The sequence below is a fragment of the Pedobacter sp. BMA genome (assembly GCF_001027745.1).
Taxonomy (GTDB): domain Bacteria; phylum Bacteroidota; class Bacteroidia; order Sphingobacteriales; family Sphingobacteriaceae; genus Pedobacter.
Genome location: NZ_LECU01000001.1, coordinates 120,824 through 145,361, shown reverse-complemented (window position 1 = coordinate 145,361; position 24,538 = coordinate 120,824). Strand labels below are relative to the sequence as shown.

16 protein-coding genes are annotated in these 24,538 nt (G+C 41.3%); 10 read left to right on the top strand and 6 right to left on the bottom strand.

The features are described from left to right. Positions 1 to 238 precede the first annotated feature (238 nt). The 3 genes from AB669_RS00550 (at position 239) to AB669_RS21350 (ending at position 5,181) form a co-directional block, all read left to right on the top strand. Positions 239 to 3,589 (top strand): TonB-dependent receptor domain-containing protein, encoded by a 3,351-nt coding sequence (locus tag AB669_RS00550; RefSeq protein ID WP_047797340.1) that lies wholly within the window; start codon positions 239 to 241, stop codon positions 3,587 to 3,589. Between the two features lie 390 nt (positions 3,590 to 3,979). Beyond that, positions 3,980 to 4,381, top strand: coding sequence for a hypothetical protein (locus tag AB669_RS21355; RefSeq protein ID WP_053058188.1), 402 nt, complete (start codon positions 3,980 to 3,982; stop codon positions 4,379 to 4,381). Between the two features lie 26 nt (positions 4,382 to 4,407). Further along, positions 4,408 to 5,181, top strand: coding sequence for a M57 family metalloprotease (locus AB669_RS21350; RefSeq protein WP_053058187.1), 774 nt, complete (start codon positions 4,408 to 4,410; stop codon positions 5,179 to 5,181). A 161-nt stretch (positions 5,182 to 5,342) separates the two neighbouring features. On the opposite strand, the gene AB669_RS00540 is transcribed toward AB669_RS21350, so the two are convergent. From AB669_RS00540 to AB669_RS00530, 3 genes are all read right to left on the bottom strand, one after another. Further along, positions 5,343 to 6,137, bottom strand: coding sequence for a S1/P1 nuclease (locus AB669_RS00540; RefSeq protein WP_082120546.1), 795 nt, complete (start codon positions 6,135 to 6,137; stop codon positions 5,343 to 5,345). Between the two features lie 111 nt (positions 6,138 to 6,248). After that, complete coding sequence (locus AB669_RS00535) at positions 6,249 to 7,430, bottom strand: AIR synthase related protein (protein ID WP_047797338.1); 1,182 nt, start codon at positions 7,428 to 7,430, stop codon at positions 6,249 to 6,251. Between the two features lie 120 nt (positions 7,431 to 7,550). After that, positions 7,551 to 9,725 (bottom strand): glutamine synthetase III, encoded by a 2,175-nt coding sequence (locus AB669_RS00530; RefSeq protein WP_047797337.1) that lies wholly within the window; start codon positions 9,723 to 9,725, stop codon positions 7,551 to 7,553. A gap of 203 nt (positions 9,726 to 9,928) precedes the next feature. Here AB669_RS00530 and AB669_RS00525 point away from each other — a divergent pair, with 203 nt between their 5' ends. Then, the gene (locus AB669_RS00525; protein WP_047797336.1) at positions 9,929 to 10,768 is read left to right on the top strand and encodes an energy transducer TonB; all 840 of its coding nucleotides are present in this window, start codon (positions 9,929 to 9,931) and stop codon (positions 10,766 to 10,768) included. 107 nt (positions 10,769 to 10,875) lie between these two features. On the opposite strand, the gene purL is transcribed toward AB669_RS00525, so the two are convergent. Further along, positions 10,876 to 14,535, bottom strand: coding sequence for a phosphoribosylformylglycinamidine synthase (gene purL, locus AB669_RS00520; protein ID WP_047797335.1), 3,660 nt, complete (start codon positions 14,533 to 14,535; stop codon positions 10,876 to 10,878). Positions 14,536 to 14,664: 129 nt separating this feature from the next. Between purL and AB669_RS00515 the strand changes: the two genes are divergently transcribed. From AB669_RS00515 to fbp, 4 genes are all read left to right on the top strand, one after another. Continuing rightward, positions 14,665 to 15,048 carry a VOC family protein gene (locus tag AB669_RS00515; RefSeq protein ID WP_047797334.1) on the top strand — a complete coding sequence of 128 codons (384 nt, stop codon included), beginning with the start codon at positions 14,665 to 14,667 and terminating at the stop codon, positions 15,046 to 15,048. A gap of 115 nt (positions 15,049 to 15,163) precedes the next feature. Beyond that, the gene (locus AB669_RS00510) at positions 15,164 to 15,814 is read left to right on the top strand and encodes a tRNA1(Val) (adenine(37)-N6)-methyltransferase (RefSeq protein ID WP_231582606.1); all 651 of its coding nucleotides are present in this window, start codon (positions 15,164 to 15,166) and stop codon (positions 15,812 to 15,814) included. Positions 15,815 to 15,987: 173 nt separating this feature from the next. Then, entirely contained in the window at positions 15,988 to 16,479 is a 492-nt protein-coding gene (locus AB669_RS00505) for a metallophosphoesterase (RefSeq protein WP_047797332.1), read from the top strand. A gap of 19 nt (positions 16,480 to 16,498) precedes the next feature. Next, positions 16,499 to 17,578, top strand: coding sequence for a class 1 fructose-bisphosphatase (fbp, locus tag AB669_RS00500; RefSeq protein ID WP_047797331.1), 1,080 nt, complete (start codon positions 16,499 to 16,501; stop codon positions 17,576 to 17,578). Positions 17,579 to 17,603: 25 nt separating this feature from the next. Here the strand turns inward: fbp and AB669_RS00495 are convergent, their stop codons facing one another. Then, complete coding sequence (locus AB669_RS00495) at positions 17,604 to 18,239, bottom strand: DUF6266 family protein (protein WP_047797330.1); 636 nt, start codon at positions 18,237 to 18,239, stop codon at positions 17,604 to 17,606. A 341-nt stretch (positions 18,240 to 18,580) separates the two neighbouring features. Between AB669_RS00495 and AB669_RS00490 the strand changes: the two genes are divergently transcribed. Further along, positions 18,581 to 19,381 (top strand): murein L,D-transpeptidase catalytic domain family protein, encoded by an 801-nt coding sequence (locus AB669_RS00490; RefSeq protein ID WP_047797329.1) that lies wholly within the window; start codon positions 18,581 to 18,583, stop codon positions 19,379 to 19,381. A gap of 5 nt (positions 19,382 to 19,386) precedes the next feature. Here AB669_RS00490 and AB669_RS00485 read toward each other — a convergent pair whose 3' ends face one another. After that, the gene (locus AB669_RS00485; RefSeq protein WP_231582605.1) at positions 19,387 to 20,916 is read right to left on the bottom strand and encodes a L,D-transpeptidase family protein; all 1,530 of its coding nucleotides are present in this window, start codon (positions 20,914 to 20,916) and stop codon (positions 19,387 to 19,389) included. Positions 20,917 to 21,418: 502 nt separating this feature from the next. Here AB669_RS00485 and AB669_RS00480 point away from each other — a divergent pair. Continuing rightward, on the top strand, positions 21,419 to 24,523 hold the full coding sequence (locus AB669_RS00480; RefSeq protein ID WP_047797327.1) for a TonB-dependent receptor: 3,105 nt from the start codon (positions 21,419 to 21,421) through the stop codon (positions 24,521 to 24,523). The last annotated feature ends 15 nt before the right edge of the window (positions 24,524 to 24,538 follow it).

The following is a 24,538-nucleotide window of genomic DNA, read 5'->3' as shown; positions in this document are numbered from 1 at the left end:
TACATAATAGGTTCTCAATTTCTTTTGCTAAAGAATTAAGTGTTTTGTTGATATATTTTAGGCTGAAGAGCTGATTTCCAATGTTAAGTTAGTGTTAATTGTTGAATATTTTAATGCAAATGTTAAAATCTGTTAAATTTTATTAATTACATTTGTGGGCAATTTAGTTCGGTCGATGAAGACTGGTCACTTGCGATAATTAATCATTATCTAACACAAAACAATTAAGACAAAAAGTATGAAGAAATCTTTACTTTTAAGATTTGTACTCGTTATTGTTGCTTTAGTAGGAATTACAATTGGTGCATCGGCACAGGTAACTACATCATCAATGACAGGGACAATCAAGGATGCCAAAGGGGCCTTGCCTGGTGCAAGTATAAAAGCTACCCACACACCTACAGGATCTGTTTACACAGCCATGAGTAACAATGCAGGACGCTTTACAATTGGCAATATGCGTGTCGGTGGTCCCTATGTTATTGAAATTACCTACATAGGTTTCCAGCCAAAAAAAATCAGTGATGCCTATTTAAAACTAGGTGAAACCTTCTTAGTAGATGCAGAACTATCCGACAATACTGCAACCCTTAATGAAGTTGTAGTCAGGGGGCAGAACAATCCTATTATGAACAGTAAGCATAATGGGGCGGCAACAAATGTATCTCGAGCACAAATTGAAAATTTACCGACCATTTCCAGAAGTGTTAATGACTTAACCCGTTTAACGCCACAAGCGAATGGAACCTCTATTGGAGGCGGTAGTTACCGTTCTAATAATTTTACTGTAGATGGAGCTAACTTCAATAACCAATTTGGTATTGGACAAAATATTCCTGCAAACGGGTCGCCAATTTCTATTGACGCCTTAGAAGAGATTTCGATTAACGTTACGCCTTTCGACGTCCGTCAAAGTGGTTTCACAGGTGCATCTATTAATGCTGTGACTCGTTCAGGAAAAAATAATTTCTTTGGTAACGCCTTTTATACGTTTCGTTCAGAAAAGCAACAAGGCGTTAGGGTTGAGGATAATGTCATCTCTAACATTCAACAGCTTGACGAAAAACAGTTTGGATTCAGTTTAGGTGGTCCAATTATCAAAAATAAGTTGTTTTTCTTCGTTAATATGGAGAGAAAGAAAACTGTCGAACCAGGTCCAACCAAAGTAGCATCAACCAATGGAGTTGAAAATGCAACTTTGAACATTGCAAGGCCAAGCGTAGCCTTCATGGATGAGGTAAGGCAAACATTATTAAGTAGATATGGATATGAAACTGGTCCATACCAGGGATATTCCAATGAAAGCAATAATAATAAACTCTTTGCAAGATTAGACTGGAATATCAGTGACAAACATAAATTCAATATTCGTTATTCACAAGTTGAAAGCAAAAGTCCTTCGAGTTTAAGTACCTCGACTTCAGGATCAGGCTTTACTGCTAACGACAACCGTCAAAGTATTTATGCAATGAGTTTTCAGAATTCAAATTACTTCCAGGAAGCTAATTTATATTCTGGTACTGCCGAGTTGAATTCTAATCTTGGTAAATTTAACAACTCTTTAAGGGCGTCATTCGCACATCAGAATGATCCTAGATCATCTCCAGGAAGTGAATTCCCTTTAGTTGACATTTTAGATAAAGGATTATCTTCTCCTAGAACAGGCCCGAACTCAACCTTGGTATCTTTCGGTTATGAGCCATTTACTTTTGGAAACTTAAGAGATGTGATGACATATACGTTCAATGACGATTTGACTTTCACATCAGGTAAACATAATTTTACTGTCGGTGTACAGGCTGAAATGAGCAAGACAAAAAACGGTTTCCAGCGTTTCGGAACAGGTTACTATGTTTATAACTCATGGAATGACTTTTTGACTAATGCTAAGCCAGCAAACTTCGCTTTGACCTATCCCTTGACAGCAGACGGATCTCAGGCTTTTCCTAGCTTCAAGTTTTTCCAACTATCGGCATATGGTCAAGATGAATTTGCTGTTAGTGACAAATTAAAATTAACATTGGGATTAAGGTTAGAGCTACCAACTTATCCTGATGTTAGCGAAGTTAAAACGCATCCATTGGTAGCTGCGGCCACATTTAACGGTGGTACTAAAATCAACACAGGTGAATTGCCAAAATCGAGACTCATGTTCTCTCCTCGAGTTGGCTTCAATTATGATATTTTAGGCGATAGAAGTTTACAATTACGTGGTGGTTCTGGATTATTTACAGGACGCATTCCGTTCGTTTGGTTAGTAGCTCAATCGGGTGACGCAGGTATGTTGCAGTTCACACAGTCGATCACAAATTCGACAGATCCTAATATGCCGAATTTCAATCCGAACTATAAAGCACTATATCCTGCAACATTACCAGTAGCAGGAACTTCGATTCCGGGAAATATCTCGGCAATGTCGCCAGATCTTAAATTTCCTCAACAATGGAAATCAAGTTTAGGCTTAGATGCTAAGTTGCCATTCGGATTTATAGGTACCATTGAGTTAATTTATGGTAAGGATATCAATGCTGTGGTTGCGCAAAACGTCAATTTGGTTGATCCGCAACCGCTAAACGTTGCCGGTTATCCGGATAATAGATTCATATACCCAGCTACAATTACAACTGTAGGTGACCCGTTGAGAAACGTACCTCTTAGATACATTAACAGGCTGACAAGCGCAGGACAAATCAGCTCAACAGGAACAAGCAATTTTGATGCTACTGTAATGTCAAACAAAAAAGGTGGGGACTATTTTTCTTCTAGCTTTCAGTTAGCAAAACCATTCGCTAGACATTGGGACATGACAGCTGCATACACATACAGCTACGCTAAAAATTACGGCGACCAGAGTGGTGACCAGATCATAAACTTATGGAGCTTACCATATCAAGCTAGCGGTAACTCTAATGATCCTCAGCTGTCTTATACTTCTAACGTTGTTCCTCATAGTGTTGTTGCTAGCGTAAGCCACAAAGCTGAATGGATTAAAGGTTTGGAAACCGGTATGACATTGTTCTATCAGGGTAGTTCTCAAGGAAGATATTCATACTACTATTCAAATGACTTCAACAGAGATAATCAAGTAAACGATTTAATGTATATTCCACGTGATGCTTCCGAGATCACATTCGTTTCAAATACAACTGGAGGCGTTACTTATACTCCGGCTCAGCAATCTGAAGCTTTTTTCAAACTTGTTGAAAGTGATAAATACTTGAGAGATAACAAAGGTAAGGTAGCTCAAAGAAATGGTGCAATAGCTCCATGGAGAAATCAGTTTGATTTTAGATTTTCTCAAGAAATCTATGCTGGAAAAATTGAAGGGCATAAAAATGCATTGACACTTTATTTTGATATCTTCAATGTTGGTAACCTTATCAATTCTAAATGGGGAGTATATACAATCAACAATAACGCACCACTAGCTGTAGCAAATTCGGCAGCACTTGTTGCAGGCGGAACTGTTAAGCCAACGTATCGTTTAAACACAATTAACAATCAGTTAATTTCGGAATCGAATAGGATTAACACCACTATTTCATCAACTTATTATATGCAATTTGGTGTTCGTTATAACTTTAACTAATCCTTATTAAGTTTAATGTTTTCAAGCCCTAACCACCCGGTTGGGGCTTTTTTTGTCTATCTAAATAGAAATTAAAAATCTTCCTTATTTAAGACAGTGGCGTTAAAAGCGTGTGAAACTTCTCACCTATAATTTGATAGGGTCAAGATCGACCATTTGCTAGAACTTGTCAATGTTTGGTGTAATATAGTTAGTGGTTGGTGTAAAAAAAAACTAATAAATGACTTATTATCAGTTTTTTAGATCAAAATAAATACTAAATATTTGCTCTCGTCTCTTAACCCTCCATTTTTTAAAATTTGAAAATTTTTCTTTCCAAAGTTCTAATAAAGTCTATCCTATACAGAGCATTATTTTAGTCAGGTAATTACGGAAATGAAACATTTATAAATGAAAAAAATCATTAACATCTTGCTTTTAAGCATAATTGTTTTAATTATTTCTTGTAAAAAAGAAACAATTGAAACTACACCGGTAAATAATGTCTCAATTGATGTTATTCAAAAGTTAAAAGAAGCTGGGTTCAATACATCACAAGGTCCGTCTAAAACAAATGGAGGATATTTAGTCGAATACGACATTTTTATTCCGGAATCAGATATAAATAACTTAAATAAATCTTCTAAAATAAACATCCCATTGTCTGCCAAGAATTTAGTTGGTAAATCACAAAGTAGAGAGGTTATAGAGCATTATAGAAGTAACAATCTGGTACTTGCTAGTTGGAATAGTAAACGTAATATAGAAGTTTCATCGATCCCGTATTCGGCACCTATCTGCAAGCTGTGTTAGATTCCGCTCTACTTAGATATAATAATATGGATTTAAGTATTACTTTTTCCAGAACTTATAACTCCTCATCAAATGACATCTACATCTCAGCTACATCGAATAAATCCTATTTAATGAGCGCTGGATTTCCGTATGGGAATGGAGAGCCTTACGATGGAATTTTGGTTAATACTGATTTTTACAATACCTCAGTTAATAGAACTGATGCTATAAGCTGTTTCACGCATGAGTTAGGACATTGTATAGGCTTCAGGCATAATGATTATATGAATAGGGTTTTTAGCTGTAGTGAAAATGTTACAGTTGTTAATGAAGGATCTACCTCAACGGGAGCAATTCATTTGCCTGGCACTACATCCTCCCCAAATCCAGGGTCATGGATGTTAGCCTGTTCTGATGGAACAGATAGACATTTTACTTTAGATGACATTTTGGCTCTTAAAATAATATATTCCTACCGAAAAAATATTTACGTGAAAGAAGTGCTTCACTATGTGACTAGTGACTATTGGTACGATGCTTATAGCGATTGGGAAATGGTTCAATGGGTAGTATATGCAGAATTTTATCAGGACGCTAATCATACGATACCATATACAACAGCAGGGAATTTCGTTTTAAATATGAACATTGGTTCGGAATCAGATTATGAACCATATGCTGAGTTGATCCCTGATGGATTAACTTCTGCCAGTTTAGGAACTTTTACTAGAGAGAGATATTATTCATATGGAACACTTGTACAAGATAACAGTAGTGGTTATAGAGTTGCAAGTTTCCCTGGCTACTGGGGTCCTTAGTTTTGATAGTAACTTATAGTATAAATGCCAACATACAATCTCACGTTCATACTAAAGTTAATTTTGATAAAACCTATATTATATGTTAGTAATGTTTTAGTAGAATGAAAAGCTTCCCACATCTGCGAAGCTTTTCTCATAATTAGTAAATTGATTGTTAGCTACCTGTATGTTACACCATTTTCAAAAAGCTCATTCAAAACACCAGCCAAACGAATGCCGCCCATTTCAATGCGTTTATTTGCAATATCAATGTGAGATTGATAATAATCTTCTCCGAGTTTGTTGTTGGCCTCAATCTCCTCATATAGCTTACTACTGATCCGATAACTTTCATACAGCCAATCAACCGGTGCGGCTCTTTTCCATCTTCTGATTTTTGCCCGGCCAATCTGATCTTTCGACGACAACTCTGCTATGCTTAATCCCTGATGATCGAGCAGGCGGCTGTCCCAAAGGCTGTGTAAATTGGTTCCCTTTCCGTCAAACTGCACCTGTATGGTATTGCCTCCTTTGTCTTCTGCTCTGCTCACATGCATGGGTTGATGAGCATCACCCACCAGGTGTATGATAAACTTGAGCGCCACTACCTTTTGTACTTTTGTAGCATTAGGGTCCTGGATGATTTGTTCATTCAGCTCCAGTGCACTCAATAAATTATCGGTTTTTAAGGTGGTAATACTATCCCTGAACTTTCGCTTGTTTAATCCTGGTGGAAGATTCACGAAATGCCAGTTAGCAGTGTTCTTATAAGCCGGTTGGTTGCGAACTTCGTCGGCCCATGAGGCCACGTCTACCATACTTTCATTCTCCAAAAGTAATTTTACAGCCTCTTTTGCTTTTATGCTGAGGTGTTGTTCTGCTATGGTGGCCACGGTTTTATGTCCGAAAAAGCCCCACGAACCAAACAAGAGTGCAAAGCAAATTAAGGACATTGCTGTTGTTATTTTCTTCATGCCCCGAAGATAGGCAGTCACAAGGTACGCTGTTGGATTGTGCGCTAAATTTTACACAAAAAAAGACCCTGAACACAAGTTCAGGACCTTCACATGTATATTTCTTTCGATCTAATTATACACAAATGTACCTTTATCGCTTTCTATAGTCACCTGCTTTTGCGTTCCGCTTTCCACATGCCCGATAACCTGCGCATCGATGTTGAAGCTTTTAGAAATTGCAATGATATCATCAGCAATCTCCTGCGGCACATACAACTCCATACGGTGACCCATATTGAATACTTTATACATTTCCTTCCATTCTGTACCAGATTGCTCCTGAATCAGCTTAAACAGCGGCGGAACAGGGAAAAGGTTGTTTTTAATCACATGGATATCATCATTAACAAAGTGAAGCACTTTGGTTTGCGCGCCGCCACTGCAGTGAACAATACCGTTGATCTGGCTGCGGTAGCTTTCCAGTATCTTTTTAATCACCGGTGCATACGTACGGGTAGGAGAGAGTACCAGTTTCCCTACTGTAGTTTTACCGAAACCTTCAATCTCAATTACCTCTGTTAGTTGTTTCCGACCAGAAAATACCAGGTCGAACGGAACCGCCGGATCGAAACTTTCAGGATAAGTTTCGGCCACCGATTTTTCAAAAACATCATGACGGGCTGAAGTTAAACCATTCGAACCCATGCCGCCATTATATTCAGTTTCGTAGGTTGCCTGACCATATGATGCCAAAGCGACAATAACGTCTCCCGGTTTAATATTATCATTGCTGATCACTTCTTCACGTTTCAGGCGACAAGTAACCGTAGAATCCACAATGATGGTCCTAACCAAATCGCCCACATCAGCAGTTTCACCACCTGTAGAGTAAATGGAAATTCCCTGTTCGCGTAAATCGGCTAAAATATCTTCAGTACCATTAATTACTTCGGCAATTACCTCGCCAGGAATCAGGTTTTTGTTACGGCCGATAGTAGAGGATAAAAGAATGTTATCGGTTGCACCAACACAGATCAGATCATCAATATTCATGATAATGGCATCTTGTGCAATGCCTTTCCATACCGATAAATCTCCAGTCTCTTTCCAGTAAACATAAGCCAGTGAAGACTTCGTGCCTGCACCGTCCGCATGCATGATATTGCAGAAGGTCTCGTCGTTGCCTAAAATGTCGGGAATGATCTTGCAGAATGCTTTCGGGAAAATACCCTTATCGATGTTTTTGATGGCATTGTGCACATCTTCTTTTGAGGCAGAAACGCCACGTTGATTGTACCTGTTATCACTCATGTTGCCGCAAAGATAATGGAAAAAGTCGGGAGTCAGAAGGGAGAAATCAGAAGTTTTATGCATAAAAAGAGGCGTAAAGTTTTCACCTTACGCCTCTAAAAGCTTAAAACCTGAGGGTTTTTATTTCATGAATAACAATTCTCTGAATTTTGGTAAAGGCCAAACACTGTCATCAACGATTTGCTCTAATTTATCAGCATGGTAACGAATAGTGTCGAAGTAAGATTTAACTTTCTCGTCGTAAGCAATGGCTTTCTCACGTGTATCTTCGATTTTGTTGGTTACTTTACGCTCTTCAAGCATGGCATCAATGTTTGTCTTAACGATATCTAAATGCTCAGATAGTTTTTTAACAATTTCTAAAGATGCTTTGCTTTCTACACCGATTTCTTTTAAACCTTTAACATTAGCAATTAATGAGTTCTGGTAAGCGATAGCAGCAGGAATAATTGCTGTGTTAGCCACTTCACCCATTACACGTGCTTCGATCTGAAGTTTTTTGTAGAAGTTCTCCAACATGATTTCATGACGGGCATGAATCTCGCGTGCGCTATAGATACCGGTTGTTGCAAATAACTCAGCAGATTTATCTGTTAAGTAAGCGTCTAAAGCTTTTGGTGTAGTTTTGATGTTTGATAAACCACGTACTGCAGCTTCATCTTCCCACTCCTGGCTATAACCATTTCCTTCGAAACGGATCGCTTTAGATTCTTTGATGTATTTTTTAATTACTGTTAATAAAGCGATATCTTTTTTATCACCTTTTTTGATCAGTTTATCAACCTCAACTTTAAATTTAGTTAACTGCTCAGCCATAATCGCATTTAAAATGGTCATTGGTGCTGAAGAGTTTGCAGAAGAACCAACTGCTCTTAACTCAAACTTGTTACCTGTAAAGGCGAAAGGAGAGGTACGGTTACGGTCGGTGTTATCCAACAAAATCTGAGGGATTTTAGGGATGCCTAACCATAATGCGTTGTCTTCTTTGATTTTTTTGCTGATACGTGAGTGCTCAATCTCATCTAATACATCGTTCAATTGTGAACCTAAGAAGATCGAGATAATTGCTGGCGGCGCCTCGTTAGCACCTAAACGGTGATCGTTGCTTACCGATGCAATACTTGCACGTAATAAGTCTGCATGCTCACTAACCGCTTTAATTGTGTTCACAAAGAAAGCAAGGAACATTAAGTTATTTTTAGGTGTTTTACCTGGTGCAAGTAAGTTTTTACCAGTGTCAGTAATTAACGACCAGTTGTTGTGCTTACCTGAACCATTGATACCTGCATATGGTTTCTCATGTAATAATACACGGAAATGGTGGCGGCGGGCAACTTTTTCCATCAAGTCCATCAACAATTGGTTGTGGTCGATAGCTAAGTTGATTTCTTCATAAATCGGAGCACACTCAAACTGAGATGGTGCAACCTCATTGTGACGGGTTTTCAAAGGAATACCCAATTTCAAAGCTTCGTTTTCGAAGTCTACCATGTACGTGAAAACACGCTCAGGAATAGAACCGAAATAATGATCTTCCAATTGCTGACCTTTAGCAGACATGTGCCCGAATAATGCACGGCCGGTTAATAATAAATCCGGGCGGGCATTGAATAATGACTCATCAACTAAGAAATATTCCTGCTCAATACCTAGAGATGCATTTACCTTAGTAATGCTTTTATCGAAATACTGGCAAACATCAACAGCCGCTTTATCAAGTGCAGCTAATGCTTTTAACAATGGAGCTTTGTAATCTAATGCCTCACCAGTGTATGAAACGAATACAGTTGGGATACAAAGTGTTTTTCCTGCTTTGCTTTCCATAATGAATGCTGGAGATGATGGATCCCATGCGGTATAGCCACGTGCTTCGAAAGTGTTACGAATTCCACCATTCGGGAAACTCGATGCATCAGGCTCCTGCTGAACTAAAGCACTTCCTGCGAATTTTTCGATAGCACCGTCGCCACTTGGCTCAAAAAACGAATCATGTTTTTCAGCTGTAGTGCCTGTTAAAGGCTGGAACCAGTGCGTATAGTGAGTGGCGCCAGCGCTCATTGCCCATGCTTTCATAGCTGTAGCAATTTGGTTCGCGTCGTCAGAATTAATCAGCTCACCCTGGTTAATAGATGAGATTAATTTTTCATATACGTCTTTAGATAAGAAATCTCTCATTTTTTTCTTATCAAATACATTAGCGCCGAAAAAGTCAGAAATTTTCGATGAAGGAGATTTAACTTCTGGTGAAATTCTGTTTTGAGCCTCTTTTAATGCGATGGTTCTTAAGCTTTTCATTAATCTATTTTGTTTTTTGTCAAAAATAGCATATTTTATTAATTTTTGTAAAACAATCGTATTTTTTATATCAATATTATAGAAAGTGAAATAAAAAAATGTTTTTTAAGTAGGTTTTTTCATTTTTTGTAATGAAAATGCATTTTTTCATCGTTTTATGGAATCGCCGATTTTGTTGCATCATGGTATAAAAAACTAAAACTATGTTCAACTCTTCATTCAATCTGTACAAAACCGAGTGGCTCGATCTTGTATTTGCTAACCGCAACAAAAACTATGGTGCTTATGAGTTAAGATCCAAATCTTCTGCGATCACAACAAGAGCACTTTTTATTGCTTCAGCACTTTTCCTGCTGCTCTTCTGCAGTCCGCTCATCTACAGCAAACTTGTTCCTAAAGAGATTATAGTAGAGGATAAGGCGAAACTGGTAACACTTGATAATGTGATCCATCAGATGAAGCCTAAAACAGAACCTGAAAAGAAAGCTGAACCTGCAAAAGCTGAGCCTGTGAAAGTAAAAACTGTTGCACTTTCTCAGAATATTGTCGTGGTAAATAAGGTTGATTTACCTGATCCTCCAACTGTAAAAGAAATCGAAAATGCGGTAATCAGTGATAAAACTCAGGAGGGTATCATCAGCCCTGCGGCTGTAGTAACCACAAGCACAGGAACCGGCGATGGAAACGGAACGGCAAAAGATGGAGAACGCACGGGATCAAACGAACCTGTAGGGTTGGAAGGCGTTGATGAGTATCCTGAATTTGCGGGCGGTGCGAAAGCATGGTCGAAATACATGGAACGCAATTTACGTTACCCCTCACGTGCCCAGGAAGAAAATATTCAGGGAAAAGTATTCGTAAGCTTCGTAGTGGAACGGGATGGTTCAATTACTGATGTATCCGTAATCAGGGGAATCGGTTTCGGCTGTGATGAAGAAGCCATGAAAGTAATTAAGAAATCACCTCTCTGGAAACCAGGTAGAAATAAAGGAACCGCTGTACGCGTAAGGTATAATATGGCGATTAACTTTCAGATGATGTAATCAATAAAAATAATCGTCATTGCGAGGCACGAAGCAATCTTTTTCGAAGGATCAGATAAGATCATTATATAGATTGCTTTGTGCCTCGCAATGACGAAAACTACATTTTATTTCTTTTCAATCCATTTCCTCGCATTCACAAAAGCTTCCATCCATGGCGAAACCTCATCTTTACGGCCTGCCGGATAGTTTGCCCAGTGCCACTGGAATAATGAACGCTCAATGTGTGGCATCATCACCAGGTGACGACCGCTTTCATCACACATCATAGCAGTGTTGTAATCAGAACCATTCGGACTGGCAGGATAACCTTCGTAAGCGTATTTAGCTACAATCTTATACTGGTCTTCGGCATAAGGTAAAGAAAATCTTCCTTCACCATGTGATACCCAAACACCCAGTGTGCTACCAGCTAAAGTCGACAACATCACCGAATTGTTTTCCTGTAACGTTAACGAGGTAAATATACTTTCGTGCTTACCACTCTTGTTGTGTAACATCTTCGGTTTAGCATCATGGTTTTTGTTAATCAGGCCAAGCTCCACAAATAACTGGCAGCCATTACAGATACCCACTGATAAAGTATCTTCGCGTGCAAAGAATTTCTCCAGTGCAACCCTGGCTTTATCATTATAAAGGAAGGCACCAGCCCATCCCTTTGCCGATCCCAGTACGTCAGAGTTAGAAAAACCGCCGACTGCTCCGATAAACTGAATATCTTCAAGTGTTTCCCTGCCGGTAATTAAATCGGTCATGTGTACATCTTTTACATCAAAACCAGCTAAGTACATGGCATTCGCCAATTCACGTTCAGAGTTACTTCCTTTTTCACGGATAATCGCCGCTTTAGGTCTTGGTTTTGAAGCATCTATAACCGGTTTCTTTCCATCAAACTGATTAGGGAAATTATATTTTAAAACCTGATTTTTATAGTTGTCGTAACGTTCTTTAGCCAAACCATTTCCAGTTTGTCTGCTGTCTAACAAGTAAGAAGTTTTAAACCAGATATCACGCAGGTGATCAATGTCAAAACTCAGGTCGGTCGTTCCATTTTTAACACTCAGCTTAGCTTCACTCGTAACTGTACCGATTTTATGGAAGTCAACACCAGCCTGGCTTAATGCATCCGCTACAGCATCATCAGCCTGGAAAACAATTGCAATGTTCTCCGCGAATAATAATTTAATGATATCCTGCTCTGCCAAGGATGTTAAATCAATGGCTGCACCTAAATCACGGTCCGCAAAACACATTTCCAACAGGGTAGTAATTAAACCACCGCTACCAACATCATGTCCTGCATCAATTTTTCCATCCTTTATTAACTGCTGAAGTGCATTGAATGCTTTAGATAATTTGGCAGCATCTTTAACATCAGGAGTTTCAGTACCGATTTTATTTAAAATCTGGGCAAATGATGATCCTCCTAATTTATAAGTATCATTAGACAGGTTGATATAATAAATGGAACCACCGTCTTTTTGTAATACCGGCTCCACCACTTTTGTAATATCGTTACAGTTACCGGCAGCAGAAATAATTACGGTTCCCGGCGCAATGACATCGCCATCTTTATACTTCTGTTTCATCGACAGTGAATCTTTTCCCGTTGGGATGTTGATTCCCAAGTCAATGGCGAAATCCGAGCAGGCTTTAACCGCTGCATATAAACGGGCATCTTCGCCTTCGTTTTTACAGGCCCACATCCAGTTGGCTGAAAGCGAAACACTTTTCAAGCCGTCTTTTAAAGGTGCCCAAACAATATTTGACAGAGATTCAGCAATGGCATTGCGGCTACCGGCAGCAGGATCAATCAAAGCCGAAAGTGGCGCGTGACCTACTGAAGTGGCAATACCTTCTTTACCCTGAAAATCTAAAGCCATTACACCACAGTTGTTCAAAGGCAATTGTAAAGGGCCTGCAGTTTGTTGTTTTGCCACGCGGCCACCTACACAACGATCAACCTTATTGGTTAACCAGTCTTTAGATGCCACCGCTTCCAGTTGCAATACCTGCTCTAAATAGGTATTCAATTGTGCTGAATCATAAGCAACCGCTTCATAACCGCGGTCAACTGTATGATCTTCCATCACAATTTTCGGAGAACTGCCGAACATGTCTTTCAGCTCTAAATCCATTGGTTTAACACCAGTTGTTTCCGATTTGAAAGTAAAACGATGATCACCGGTTACCTTACCAACCGTGTACATTGGTGAGCGCTCGCGATCTGCAATTTTTTGTAAGGTTTCGATATGTTCATTTCCAATAACCAATCCCATTCTTTCCTGAGATTCGTTTCCGATAATTTCTTTTGCCGAAAGGGTAGGGTCGCCTACCGGAAGTTTATCCAGATTGATTAATCCACCGGTTTCTTCTACCAGCTCCGATAAACAGTTCAGGTGACCACCCGCACCGTGATCGTGGATGGAAACGATAAAGTTTTCTTCACTTTCTACCATCCCGCGAACTGCATTTGCTGCACGTTTCTGCATTTCCGGATTAGAACGCTGAATCGCATTTAATTCAATACCCGAACCATGCTGACCAGTATCTGCAGATGAAACTGCTGCTCCACCCATTCCGATTCTATAGTTTTCTCCACCCAGGATAACGATATTATCGCCTTCCTGTGGTTTTTGTTTTTGTGCCTGACTGGCTTTACCATAACCGATACCACCGGCAAGCATAATTACTTTATCGTAACCCAACTTGCGCGATTGCTCTTCGTGCTCAAATGTTAACACTGAGCCGGTGATTAACGGCTGACCGAATTTATTTCCAAAATCAGTTGCGCCGTTAGATGCTTTGATCAGGATATCCATTGGTGTCTGATATAACCACTCGCGTTCTTCAACGCCTTTTTCCCACTCACGATTGTCTTCCAGACGGGAAAGGGCAGTCATGTAAACTGCAGTTCCTGCCAATGGCAATGAACCTTGTCCACCCGCTAAACGGTCTCTGATTTCACCGCCTGAACCAGTTGCTGCGCCATTAAAAGGCTCAACAGTAGTTGGGAAGTTATGGGTTTCGGCTTTAATGGAAATGACCGAATCAAATTCACTTGTGGCATAATATTCCGGAACATCGGCACGCTTCGGTGCAAATTGCTCTACTTTCGGACCTTTAATAAAAGCAACATTGTCTTTATAGGCCGAAACAATATCATTGGGATTTTCTTCAGATGTTTTGCGAATCAGTTTAAACAAAGAAGTAGGCTGTTCAACTCCATCAATCACAAATTTGCCATTAAAAATTTTATGGCGGCAATGCTCAGAGTTTACCTGAGAGAAACCAAAAACTTCTGAATCTGTTAAAGGTCTTTCCAAACGTGTTGCCAGTGACGCTAAGTATTCAACTTCTTCATCACTCAGCGATAAACCTTCCTGTTTATTAAATGCCGCAATATCGCTGATTTCAAGAATGGGTTCAGGTTTAATATTGATGCTGAAAACCTCCTGGTTAAGCTTTTCGTATTTTTGCGAAAGCATGGGGTCATAGTCAGAAAAATCTTCAGCCACAGCTTTAAACTCTTCGATTCTGATCAGCCCCTGCATGTCCATGTTTTGGGTAATCTCCACGGCGTTGGTGCTCCATGGGGTAATCATGGCCGCTCTTGGTCCAACGAAAAAGCCACTTAGGGCTGTTTCCTGCGAGATTTTGGCGCCGCCAAATAACCATTCAAGTTTAGTAATATCATCTTGAGAAAGCGTTTTGTCTGTTTGAACTACAAAAACCGCCTGCGATTGACTAAGGAAGAAATGAATCATGCTTTTTTTTTGAAAGCGCAAATTTAGGCTTTTTTCTGCAACTTTGCTTTATAATTCACTCATTGAATCATTCACTCATTCCCTCATTCAGTCATTCACTCATACATTCAATCAAAATCCAATAAAACCATGTTCCTACGCATTCACCACCTCGCCATCATCTGTTCCAACTATGAAACCTCGAAAGATTTCTACGTAAATAAATTAGGTTTTACAATTGTGGCTGAGGCTTACCGGGCAGAACGCAAATCTTATAAGTTAGATCTGGCAGTGAACGGAATTTATCAGATTGAGCTGTTTTCATTCGAAAATCCACCTGCCCGTCCATCGCGACCGGAGGCGCAGGGTTTACGCCATCTGGCCTTCGAAGTGGGCAGTATTGAAGCAGAAATTGAAAGATTGAAGGGGCATGGCATTATTGCTGAACCGGTCAGGGTGGATGAGTTCACTGATAAGAAGTTTACTTTTTTCGCCGATCCGGATGGTTTACCTTTGGAGATATATGAAGCTTAGCCAGATCCGGTCTTCGTTTCAAAGGTCTCTATTCTCAGGTCTCAATATTTTAGGCAAGTAGCACATGAGCAGTTTTAAGTTCAAACAATTTGAAGTCAACCAGTCGGGTTGCGCCATGAAGATCAACACCGATGGCGTGCTGCTTGGTGCCCTGGCCTTGCAGGATAGGCCCCAATGTATACTTGATATTGGTACGGGTACGGGTGTAATTGCCCTCATGCTTGCGCAGCGTTTCCCGGCTGCAGCTGTTGTGGCCGTAGAAATTGATCTGCAGGCCAGTAAAACAGCTGCAGAAAATTTTAGCAATTCTGCTTTTGCCAACCGGTTGAGCTGTGAACACATTGCAATTGAGGCCTATGATGATGCTGGTAAATTTGATCTGATCGTTTCCAATCCCCCGTTTTTTGTAAACGATATGAAAAGTGAAGAGAAACGTAAGGAAATTGCCCGGCATGCCGATTCGGTTTTCTTTGCTTCCCTCGTTGCTAAAATCAATCAGCTCTTAGCAGATGAAGGGGTATTCTGGCTGGTATTGCCGGTTAAACAGGCGGAAGAAGTAACAGGGATCGCAATTGACTATGGTTTACACCTCACCAGGCGGATAAACCTGCGTTCTGATGAAACAAAGCCAACCTTCAGACAGATTATTTGTTTTGGTAGAAAAGCGGCCGCCCTGGTAGAAACCGACTTTTTTATTTACCAGGCCCCCAGGCAGCATACCCAGGCTTACCAACTGTTATTGAAGGATTTTTTTCTCGCTTACTAGTGGGTGATGAGCCTTCGATTCATGTCAAGATTGTACAATATTGCCTGAACGGAATCGGGATAGAATGAACAAAATAAAAAATAGAAACACCAGGTACGCTGGTCTTTCACTCAGCATTTAAGCAAAAATTTCAGGGCGATTTTAAGTAAAATCAGCTACCTTTCCATATAAAAATGAAAAAAATAGGATTAATTTCAGATACTCACGGATACCTCGATGAGGCGGTATTTAAGCATTTTGACGCGGTAGACGAGATATGGCATGCCGGTGATTTCGGACCTGACGTTGCCGGACCCCTGGCGGCCTTTAAACCCCTGCGTGGGGTGTTCGGAAACATCGATACTGCGGACATCAGAAGTATCTTTCCAGAGCAAAATCGATTTAGCTGTGAGGCTGTAGACGTATGGATGACACATATTGGCGGATACCCGGGACGTTATTCTAATTTCGTTAAACCGGAAATATACACTAAGCCGCCGAAATTATTCATTACCGGACATTCCCATATCCTGAAGGTGATATACGATGAAAAAATTAAATGCCTCCACATAAACCCGGGCGCAGCCGGAAAACACGGCTGGCATAAAGTAAGAACGTTGATCCGTTTTTGTATAACTGACGAAAATATTCATACCTTAGAAGTAATAGAGTTATCGGGTAGATAATGTAAAAATTACACTAAGTATGGTTTGTGGCGTTAAAACACTAGGACAATTTATCATAGAAAAACAAGCAGATTTCCCTTATGCAAAGGGAGAACTTTCCAGGCTTCTCCGCGACATTGCCATTGCCGCCAAAATCGTAAACCGGGAAATCAATAAAGCAGGATTGGTGGATATACTCGGCCACATCGGAACCACTAACATTCAGGGTGAAAAACAAAAGAAACTGGATGTTTATGCCGATCAGCAGTTTATCGCAGCGCTTACCAGCGGTGGCGAATGCTGCATTATTGCCTCAGAAGAAGAAGAAGAAATTATTCACATTGAATCGCCGGTTTCGCAGAATGCCAAATACATTGTATGCATCGATCCAATGGACGGTTCATCCAATACAGATGTAAACGTTGCAGTAGGTACCGTATTCTCCATCTACAGGCGAAAATCACTCGAAGGAAGAGCAAGTATTTCAGATGTGCTGCAGAAAGGTACCGAACAGGTGGCTGCGGGCTACATCATCTACGGCTCTTCAACCATGCTGGTTTACACCACAGGCAAAGGTGTTAACGGGTTTACCTTAGATCCTTCAATCGGCGAATTCTGTTTATCACACCCGGAAATGAGGATCCCTGAAACAGGTGCCACTTATTCCATCAATGAAGGCAATTATGTACATTTCCCTGAAGGGGTAAAAAAATACATCAAATACTGCCAGGTTGAAGATGAAGCCACTAACCGCCCTTATACATCCCGTTATATCGGCTCAATGGTAGGCGATATTCACAGAAGCCTGATCAATGGCGGAATATACATTTATCCTACAACAGCCCGCTCACCGGAAGGCAAACTCAGATTGCTTTACGAATGTAATCCAATGGCCTTCATCATTGAACAGGCAGGAGGTAAGGCTTCTACCGGTTTCGAACGTATTCTCGACATTCAGCCAACAGAAGTACACCAGCGTGTTCCCATCTTTGTGGGCTCAACAAAAATGGTAGAACTGGCCGAACAAATGATGCTGCAATACACATACAGCCCCTTTTCCAAAGCAGAAAGCGCAGATGCCAAGCTGGCGAATCTTGGCATCATAGGCGGAGTAGACTAAGTCTGTTCATCACGTCATTTAATGCTTAAAGCATAAAACGCCCCAGATACTGGCTGTCTGATTGACCACTTCGATCGGCAGCCAGAAAACCAATATAAATATCAACCTCTTTATTGTGCAACTTAACCTTGGGTGTCATTTTGAATTCGCCCGCCTGCCGGTAAGCACCGTCGAAAATTCTCTTATCTATCACTCCTGAAACTGCATCATACACTAAAAGCATGAGCTGATCGCCTCTGTGTTGCCATCCCGAATTTGATTGGTCCCAGCTGATGCTCACTTCTTTACCAGCTCCGATTTCAACCTGAGGATTTTCAGCTGGTGCAAGTATACCGCCGCTGATCTTCACGAGCTGTGGGTCAATAAAAAAACCTTCTGCATTTTCTTGAATCACTTCTTTCATCGTGTAAGAGATTGCACCTCTGAAGCCACCTGTTTTGGTATAATGACCAGCGAAGCCAACCTTCAGCACATCTATAAAAGGTGAAAGGTAAGTGCGAACCATTTTAAACTTAGCCTGGCTCAACAATTCCTTTGGCGTGAACTTCGTCCTCGGCCTGCGCTTTGCGCGGATGTAGTAGTCCTCACCAGTTTGATAGCCCTCAACAGGGCCAATTTTTCCCGAAAATCCATTTAGGATTCCATTTTTTAGTTTTCCCATAATATTGTTTTTTATTGAAGATAATCATAATGAGTCACTTATGCAAAACTTATAAGAATATTACACAAAATTCACACAGTCCTTGCCCAGTTCATGACTGGGTAACCACTGGGTGAGCACTGGGTAAGCACTGGGTTAGCACTGGGTAAGCATACCAGAAATATGATCGGGAAATTCCCTTTTATAAGGAGTTGGTTGATGACCAGCCGGGGGCATAATCATCACATTTATGCAATCTTTAGGGTCGTTATTTGTGAGCCGAATATCTTTTGGGTATATTTGTAACAAATAAATTACTAATTGCCTATCGAAAAAAACCTACCTAATCAAATCAATCATTTATGAGAAAATACGTTTTAGGATTGTCAGGTTTATTTATTCTAGTTTCTTCATTACTATTTACGGCTTACAAGGGCAGCAACCGCAGTGATGAAAACAAATTCAACACTAAAGCCATGCCGCTTGAAAAAGCCTATGAAAGCTATGCGAAGCATGTATATGATGCCGCACACCTCCAGCAGGCCGGACTAGCGTTTCCAGTATTTGAAAAGGCCTTAACGGGTTATTACAATCTGGGTAAAGATGCGAAGGCTGCACACAATTCATTGCTTACTATTGCCGACTTTGACCAGCTGAGTACCAAAAAGCGTTTATATGTGATCGACCTGGAAAAAGATAGTATTGTGCTCAATACCTGGGTTGCCCACGGGCAGCGTAGTGGGGAAGATAATGCTGTAAAATTCTCCAATCAAAATGATTCTTTTAGCAGCAGTATTGGTTTTTACCTTACCGGAGAACAATATGTAGGTAAACATGGTCGCTCGTTGCGGTTGGAAGGTATGGATCCGGGGTTTAACGACAATGCACGTTTGCGTTCAATTGTCATCCACGGTGCGGATTATGTGAGTGAAGGAACCATTGCCGCGCTTGGCCGCCTGGGTCGTAGTCAGGGCTGCCCGGCGGTGTCGCCAGAGCTTTCTGATCAGCTCATTAACACGCTTGGATCAGGAAGTGTGCTTTTCATCAATAAATCTGATCAGCAATATCACTCCAGCTATTTAAATGAAAAGGAGGCTGCAGTTTACGCGAACCTCCCTGAACATGTTAGTGATTATACTTATGCTTCAGCTACTGTGGATTAAGCCTGTTAAAGGCGTCCTAAATAGGTGAAAAGCACAGCATCAAGTCCATAAATATCTCTTGCGAACCTGAGCTTTCCTGTTCCTGCATCCATCCAGCAGGTTTGATAGCTCAGGTACACAGGGACTTTTTTATCCAGTGAGAGATTTTCTGCTTTTGGTGTTTTACTAGCCATCTCTGTTTTAATTTTTTCAAATTTGCTTCCAGTACCAAATAATGCCTGCGCCAGTTCTAGTGGTTTTTCCACCCGCACGCATCCGTGGCTCACCGCCCGAACCGGTAGTGAAAAAGCGGCTTTCGCGGGAGTATCGTGCAGATAAACGCTGCTCTGGTTATCAAAAAGAAACTTGATTTTACCCAAGGAGTTATCATCTCCCGGACGTTGTTTAAAGGTATAAGTTTTTCCTACTCCGGCAGCCGACCAGTCGATTGTTTCCGGATCATCAACTTTTTTTCCATTATAAAACACATCGATATTATTGTTAGCAAGGTAGTAGCGGTCTTTTGCAGCCTGTACGCTTATCTCGTTTGTAGCGATGCTTTCGGGTATATTCCAAACCGGGTTTACCTGAACACTGTGGATTTCACTGCTCAGCTGTGGGGTTTCGCGGTTAAATGGCCTGTCTTTTTTCAGGTCATTTTCATCATATTCAGTGAGGGCAACAGCGGCGTTATCATTACGACCTTCACCTACACAAACCTTCATCGCAAGCTCAACACGGTTCTGGTTGATCACCTGAAGAGAAAAATCAGGTATGTTCACAAATACATATTTATCCTGTGTGGGTCTGTTTTTCCAGCGCATGCGTTCCAGGTTTACTTTGAGGATGCGCGCTGTTTCTTCTGCCGACAATCCCGGGGCGGTCTGCTTATCTGCTAAGGCAGCCTGCATCAATAAATAAGCCTTATCTTTGGGTTGTATGCTATCCAGAAAAGCGTCCAGGTCTTTAGTTTCAAATACTTTTGTAAAGCTCACTGAATCTGGTCTTTTTGTTGAGGTATAATATTGTGCATAAATGCGTCGTGGGGAGATGACACCAAACTGCATAGCATTTGCATAATCTGTAAGGCTTGAAGCAGCAGCGATTTCCAGTCCCACCAATGCAGCATAAGCTTCGTCTACATTTTTAACTGATTCCTTATCGTAGATTTTACTAATGAAGCCATTTAGTTTTTCCAGTCTGAACATTTCCATGGGCAGACCGTGGGCCGATACCCCGGCAATACGGAGTGCGGCTTTTTTGATGCTGCTGTCAGCCAGGAACTTCATGGTTAAAACCGGTTCATAATCTTTGGCAGCATATAGCGCTGCGGTGAAATCCGGATTGCGTAAGCTTTTGTCTGCTGTGATAGCGGCTTTCAGCTTTTCTGCAAAAACCTCCGCATCAATTTCTTTAAAAACTTTATTTCCGCTTTCTTTTGCCACCAGGGCACCAATATCCGAACGACTTCTTTTACAACCTTCAAACATGAACAGTAGTGCAGAAAGTACAATCAAAAATAATCCGGCTATAACCGGACTCGGGAATCTCTTCATTATCATACCCCTATAAATACAAAAAGCGGCAAATTGTTTTGAGGAATCGATCCGGGCGGATGTAGGGATCCGGCAGATTACGCCAGCTCGTCATCCCAGATTTGCTTCATCCGGGTATGGGTAATCCTCCATGTAAATTAAATAAATATATAATCTATGGTTTTGGTAGATTAAATTTAATTTTCTATGTTTGCTTCATCATGAACAAAGCATTACCACCACTGCTAAAAGCATTTAAGTTATTTGATTACAGGATCTTGAATCATCTTATCTCTTCCCCGAAATTCATTCCCTGTTGTAGGTAGCCATAATTCCAGATCAAGATATTTTTCAACCATTTCTATCTCAATTTAAACATATGTGTTAAAACACCTCATAAAATAACCGGCAAGGAAGCCTTGCCGGTTGCTCAGGAATATCAACTCTGTAACGCCAATCACGCGTTGATATCCTCCAGTTTTCAGCCAATGAACCGAATCATTAACATAAAACCCAGTTAAATATGGACATATTTCTCCATAAGAAAAAGTATTTTATACAGTCGAGCCTTGTTTTTCTTCTTCTGCTTATTACCGCAGGTGCATCTGCCCAGGTAGAACCGCCGCCAATAATCAATTCCAACCTCCAGGGGATCGTTAAGGATTCTTTAACCAGGCAACCCCTTCCGGGTGTGGTGGTACGGATTAAAGGCGTTACGCACTCAGTATCCACAGATGGAGATGGAAAGTTTGTATTTGTTACCGGACAAAAGCTTCCCTATACCTTAATTTTAAGCTACATCGGTTATCAAACCAAAGAAATTGTGGTAAACCAGAGTCCGGTGACCATTATGCTTAGGGAAACCAGTAGTCAGTTAAACGACGTGGTGGTGGTTGGATATGGCACGCAGACCCGAAAATCATTAACCGGTTCTGTCTCCACCATCGCAGTTGATGAAGTGAGAAATAAACCCACCGCAACTTTTGCAGAACAGCTACAGGGTAAGGCACCCGGATTACAGGTAAGTACATCCACCGGTATTCCGGGTGATGGAATGTTTATCCGAATCAGGGGAACAACTTCTATCAATGCCAGTAACGATCCGCTTTATGTGATAGACGGCGTTTATGTCAATAACAGTTCCCTTCAACGCATTACTACCCAGGGACAAGCCAATAATCCGCTATCCGACATCAATCCGGAGGACATTGAGAATGTAACGGTACTTAAAGATGCTGATGCCACGGCAATTTATGGTGCGCGGGCGGCAAACGGCGTAATTGTGATTACCACCAAACGTGGTAAATATAACACCGGACCGAAAGTAAGCCTGAATACCTATGTAGGTTTCGCTAAAAATCCTAAGCTGTGGGAGCTGGTAACAGGACCTCAGCATGCAGAGCTGATCAATGAATTCTACCGGAATTCGAATGCTGATGCCATTGCAGCGGCAGCCGCTACCGGTACAGCACCGGTTACCACCTATCGCTTTCAGCCTTTCAGGGCATTGACAGATAACCCTGGTGCTTCACCAGCACCCCGGGGCTTGCCTCAGGATCAAAATACATACGACCGTTTAAGCAAAGCCTTCCGCACCGGATTTCTGCAGAATTATGATGCATCGGTATCAGGTGGAAATGATAAAACCACTTATTACATCGGTGGGGGCCTCAATAAGCAGGAGGCAACACTCAAAACGAACGACTTTCGCCGTGGCAGTTTTAAAATCAATCTGGATCAGAAAATCGGAGACCGCATTACCATTGGTACAAGCAATATCATTAGCCAAACCTACCGCACCAATGCCCGGGTAGGGGATGGTCCTCAGGGCGGTATTCTCCAGTCGGCGCTGCACACACCAACTTACCTGCCCGAAGTAAATGCCGACGGCACACCAGGAAAATGGGCAGGATTTGATAACCTCGACATTCTGCTGGCGAATACCAATATGAACAGTACCAGTAACCGCTTAATCAGCAATGTATATGGTGAGGTGAAGATTTTTAAAGGCCTGACATTCAAAACCAGCTGGAGTGTGGATTATAACCAGTATAACGAATATCAGTACTGGAACAGCCTCACTAACCTGGGCATTGCCAATAAAAACCTGGGTTCGAACAGTGTAAGCAATAATACCATCTGGACAAACGAGCAGACTTTAAATTATAATCATACGTTTGGAAAGCATGCTTTTGGTGCTTTAATCGGTAACTCGCTGCAAGGTTCGGTAACCAATCAGGTACTGGCCACCGGAACGAATTACCCTAACGATTCATTCCAGCAGATTGCGTCTGCCGCAACCACTACCTCTTCCGCTCAGGAATCAAAATATAAGCTTTCTTCATTCTTTGCCCGGCTAAACTACAACTACAATGGCAAGTACTATGCGGTGTTTAGTATCCGTGGCGATGGCTCATCCCGTTTCGGTACCAACCATCAATGGGGCTATTTCCCATCGGGCGGTTTGGCCTGGAGGGTTAAAGGAGAAAACTTCCTGAAAGATGTAACCTTTATTAGCGACTTAAAACTTCGTGGAAGCATTGGTATCACGGGAAATCAGAACGGCATTAATGATTTTGCTTCGCGTGGCCTTTGGGGTGCCGGTGCAAACTACCTGAATAATCCCGGAACTACCCCTTCACAGCTTGCTAATCCTGACTTAAAATGGGAAAGTACGCGTCAAACGAATATCGGACTTGATTTAAGCCTGTTTAAAGACCGCCTGACCATTAGCGGAGATGTTTACGAAAAATACACCAGTAATCTTTTGCTCAATCTTCCGCTGGCATCCAGCAAAGGCTTCTCCTCAATCTTAACGAACGCCGGGGAAATGAGCAACAAAGGGCTTGAGCTGAACATCAGCAGCACCAATATCGACAGTAAACTGAAGTGGAATACCAACTTCAACATCTCCAGAAACATTAACAAAATTGAGAAGCTGCCAACACCTGTGGTAGCTGCCTATGCTGCCCAGAGAATGGTTCAAGGTTTGTCGATGTATACTTTCTTTGTTTATAACCAGCTTTATGTCGATCCGCAAACCGGTAATTCGGTTTATGAAGATGCTGATAAAAACGGCGTGATCAATTCGAACGACCTGGTGCCTGCAGGGAATGCGTTGCCAAAGTTTAGCGGCGGGATCACCAACAACTTCAGCTATCAGGGATTCGATTTGTCGGTGTTTTTCAATTTCGTGTACGGAAATAAAGTGTATAACAACAACAATTATTTTCTGGAAGGTGGGGGTACCCGAGATGCCAACAGGGCAATGGATATTTATCAGCTGAGCCGGTGGCAGAAGCCTGGCGACATAACTGATCTGCCACGTCTTACTGCCTATGGCCAGAACTATACGTTAAGCCCGACCAGCAGAAATATTGAAGATGGTTCTTTCATCCGCTTAAGCAACATCACAGTGGGCTACAACCTGCCCAAAGCTTTTATCAAAAAAGCCCGGATGTCGGCGGTAAGGGTTTATGCCAGCGGCTCGAACCTGGCTTTATGGACAAAATATAAAGGTCCGGATCCGGAGATCAATGTTTCATCGTCGGCCACTGTTCTGGGCTATGATTTAGGCACGCCTCCAATGCCTAGAACTTTTCAGTTGGGCGCAAATATCACCTTTTAATTCCTAAGCAATTAC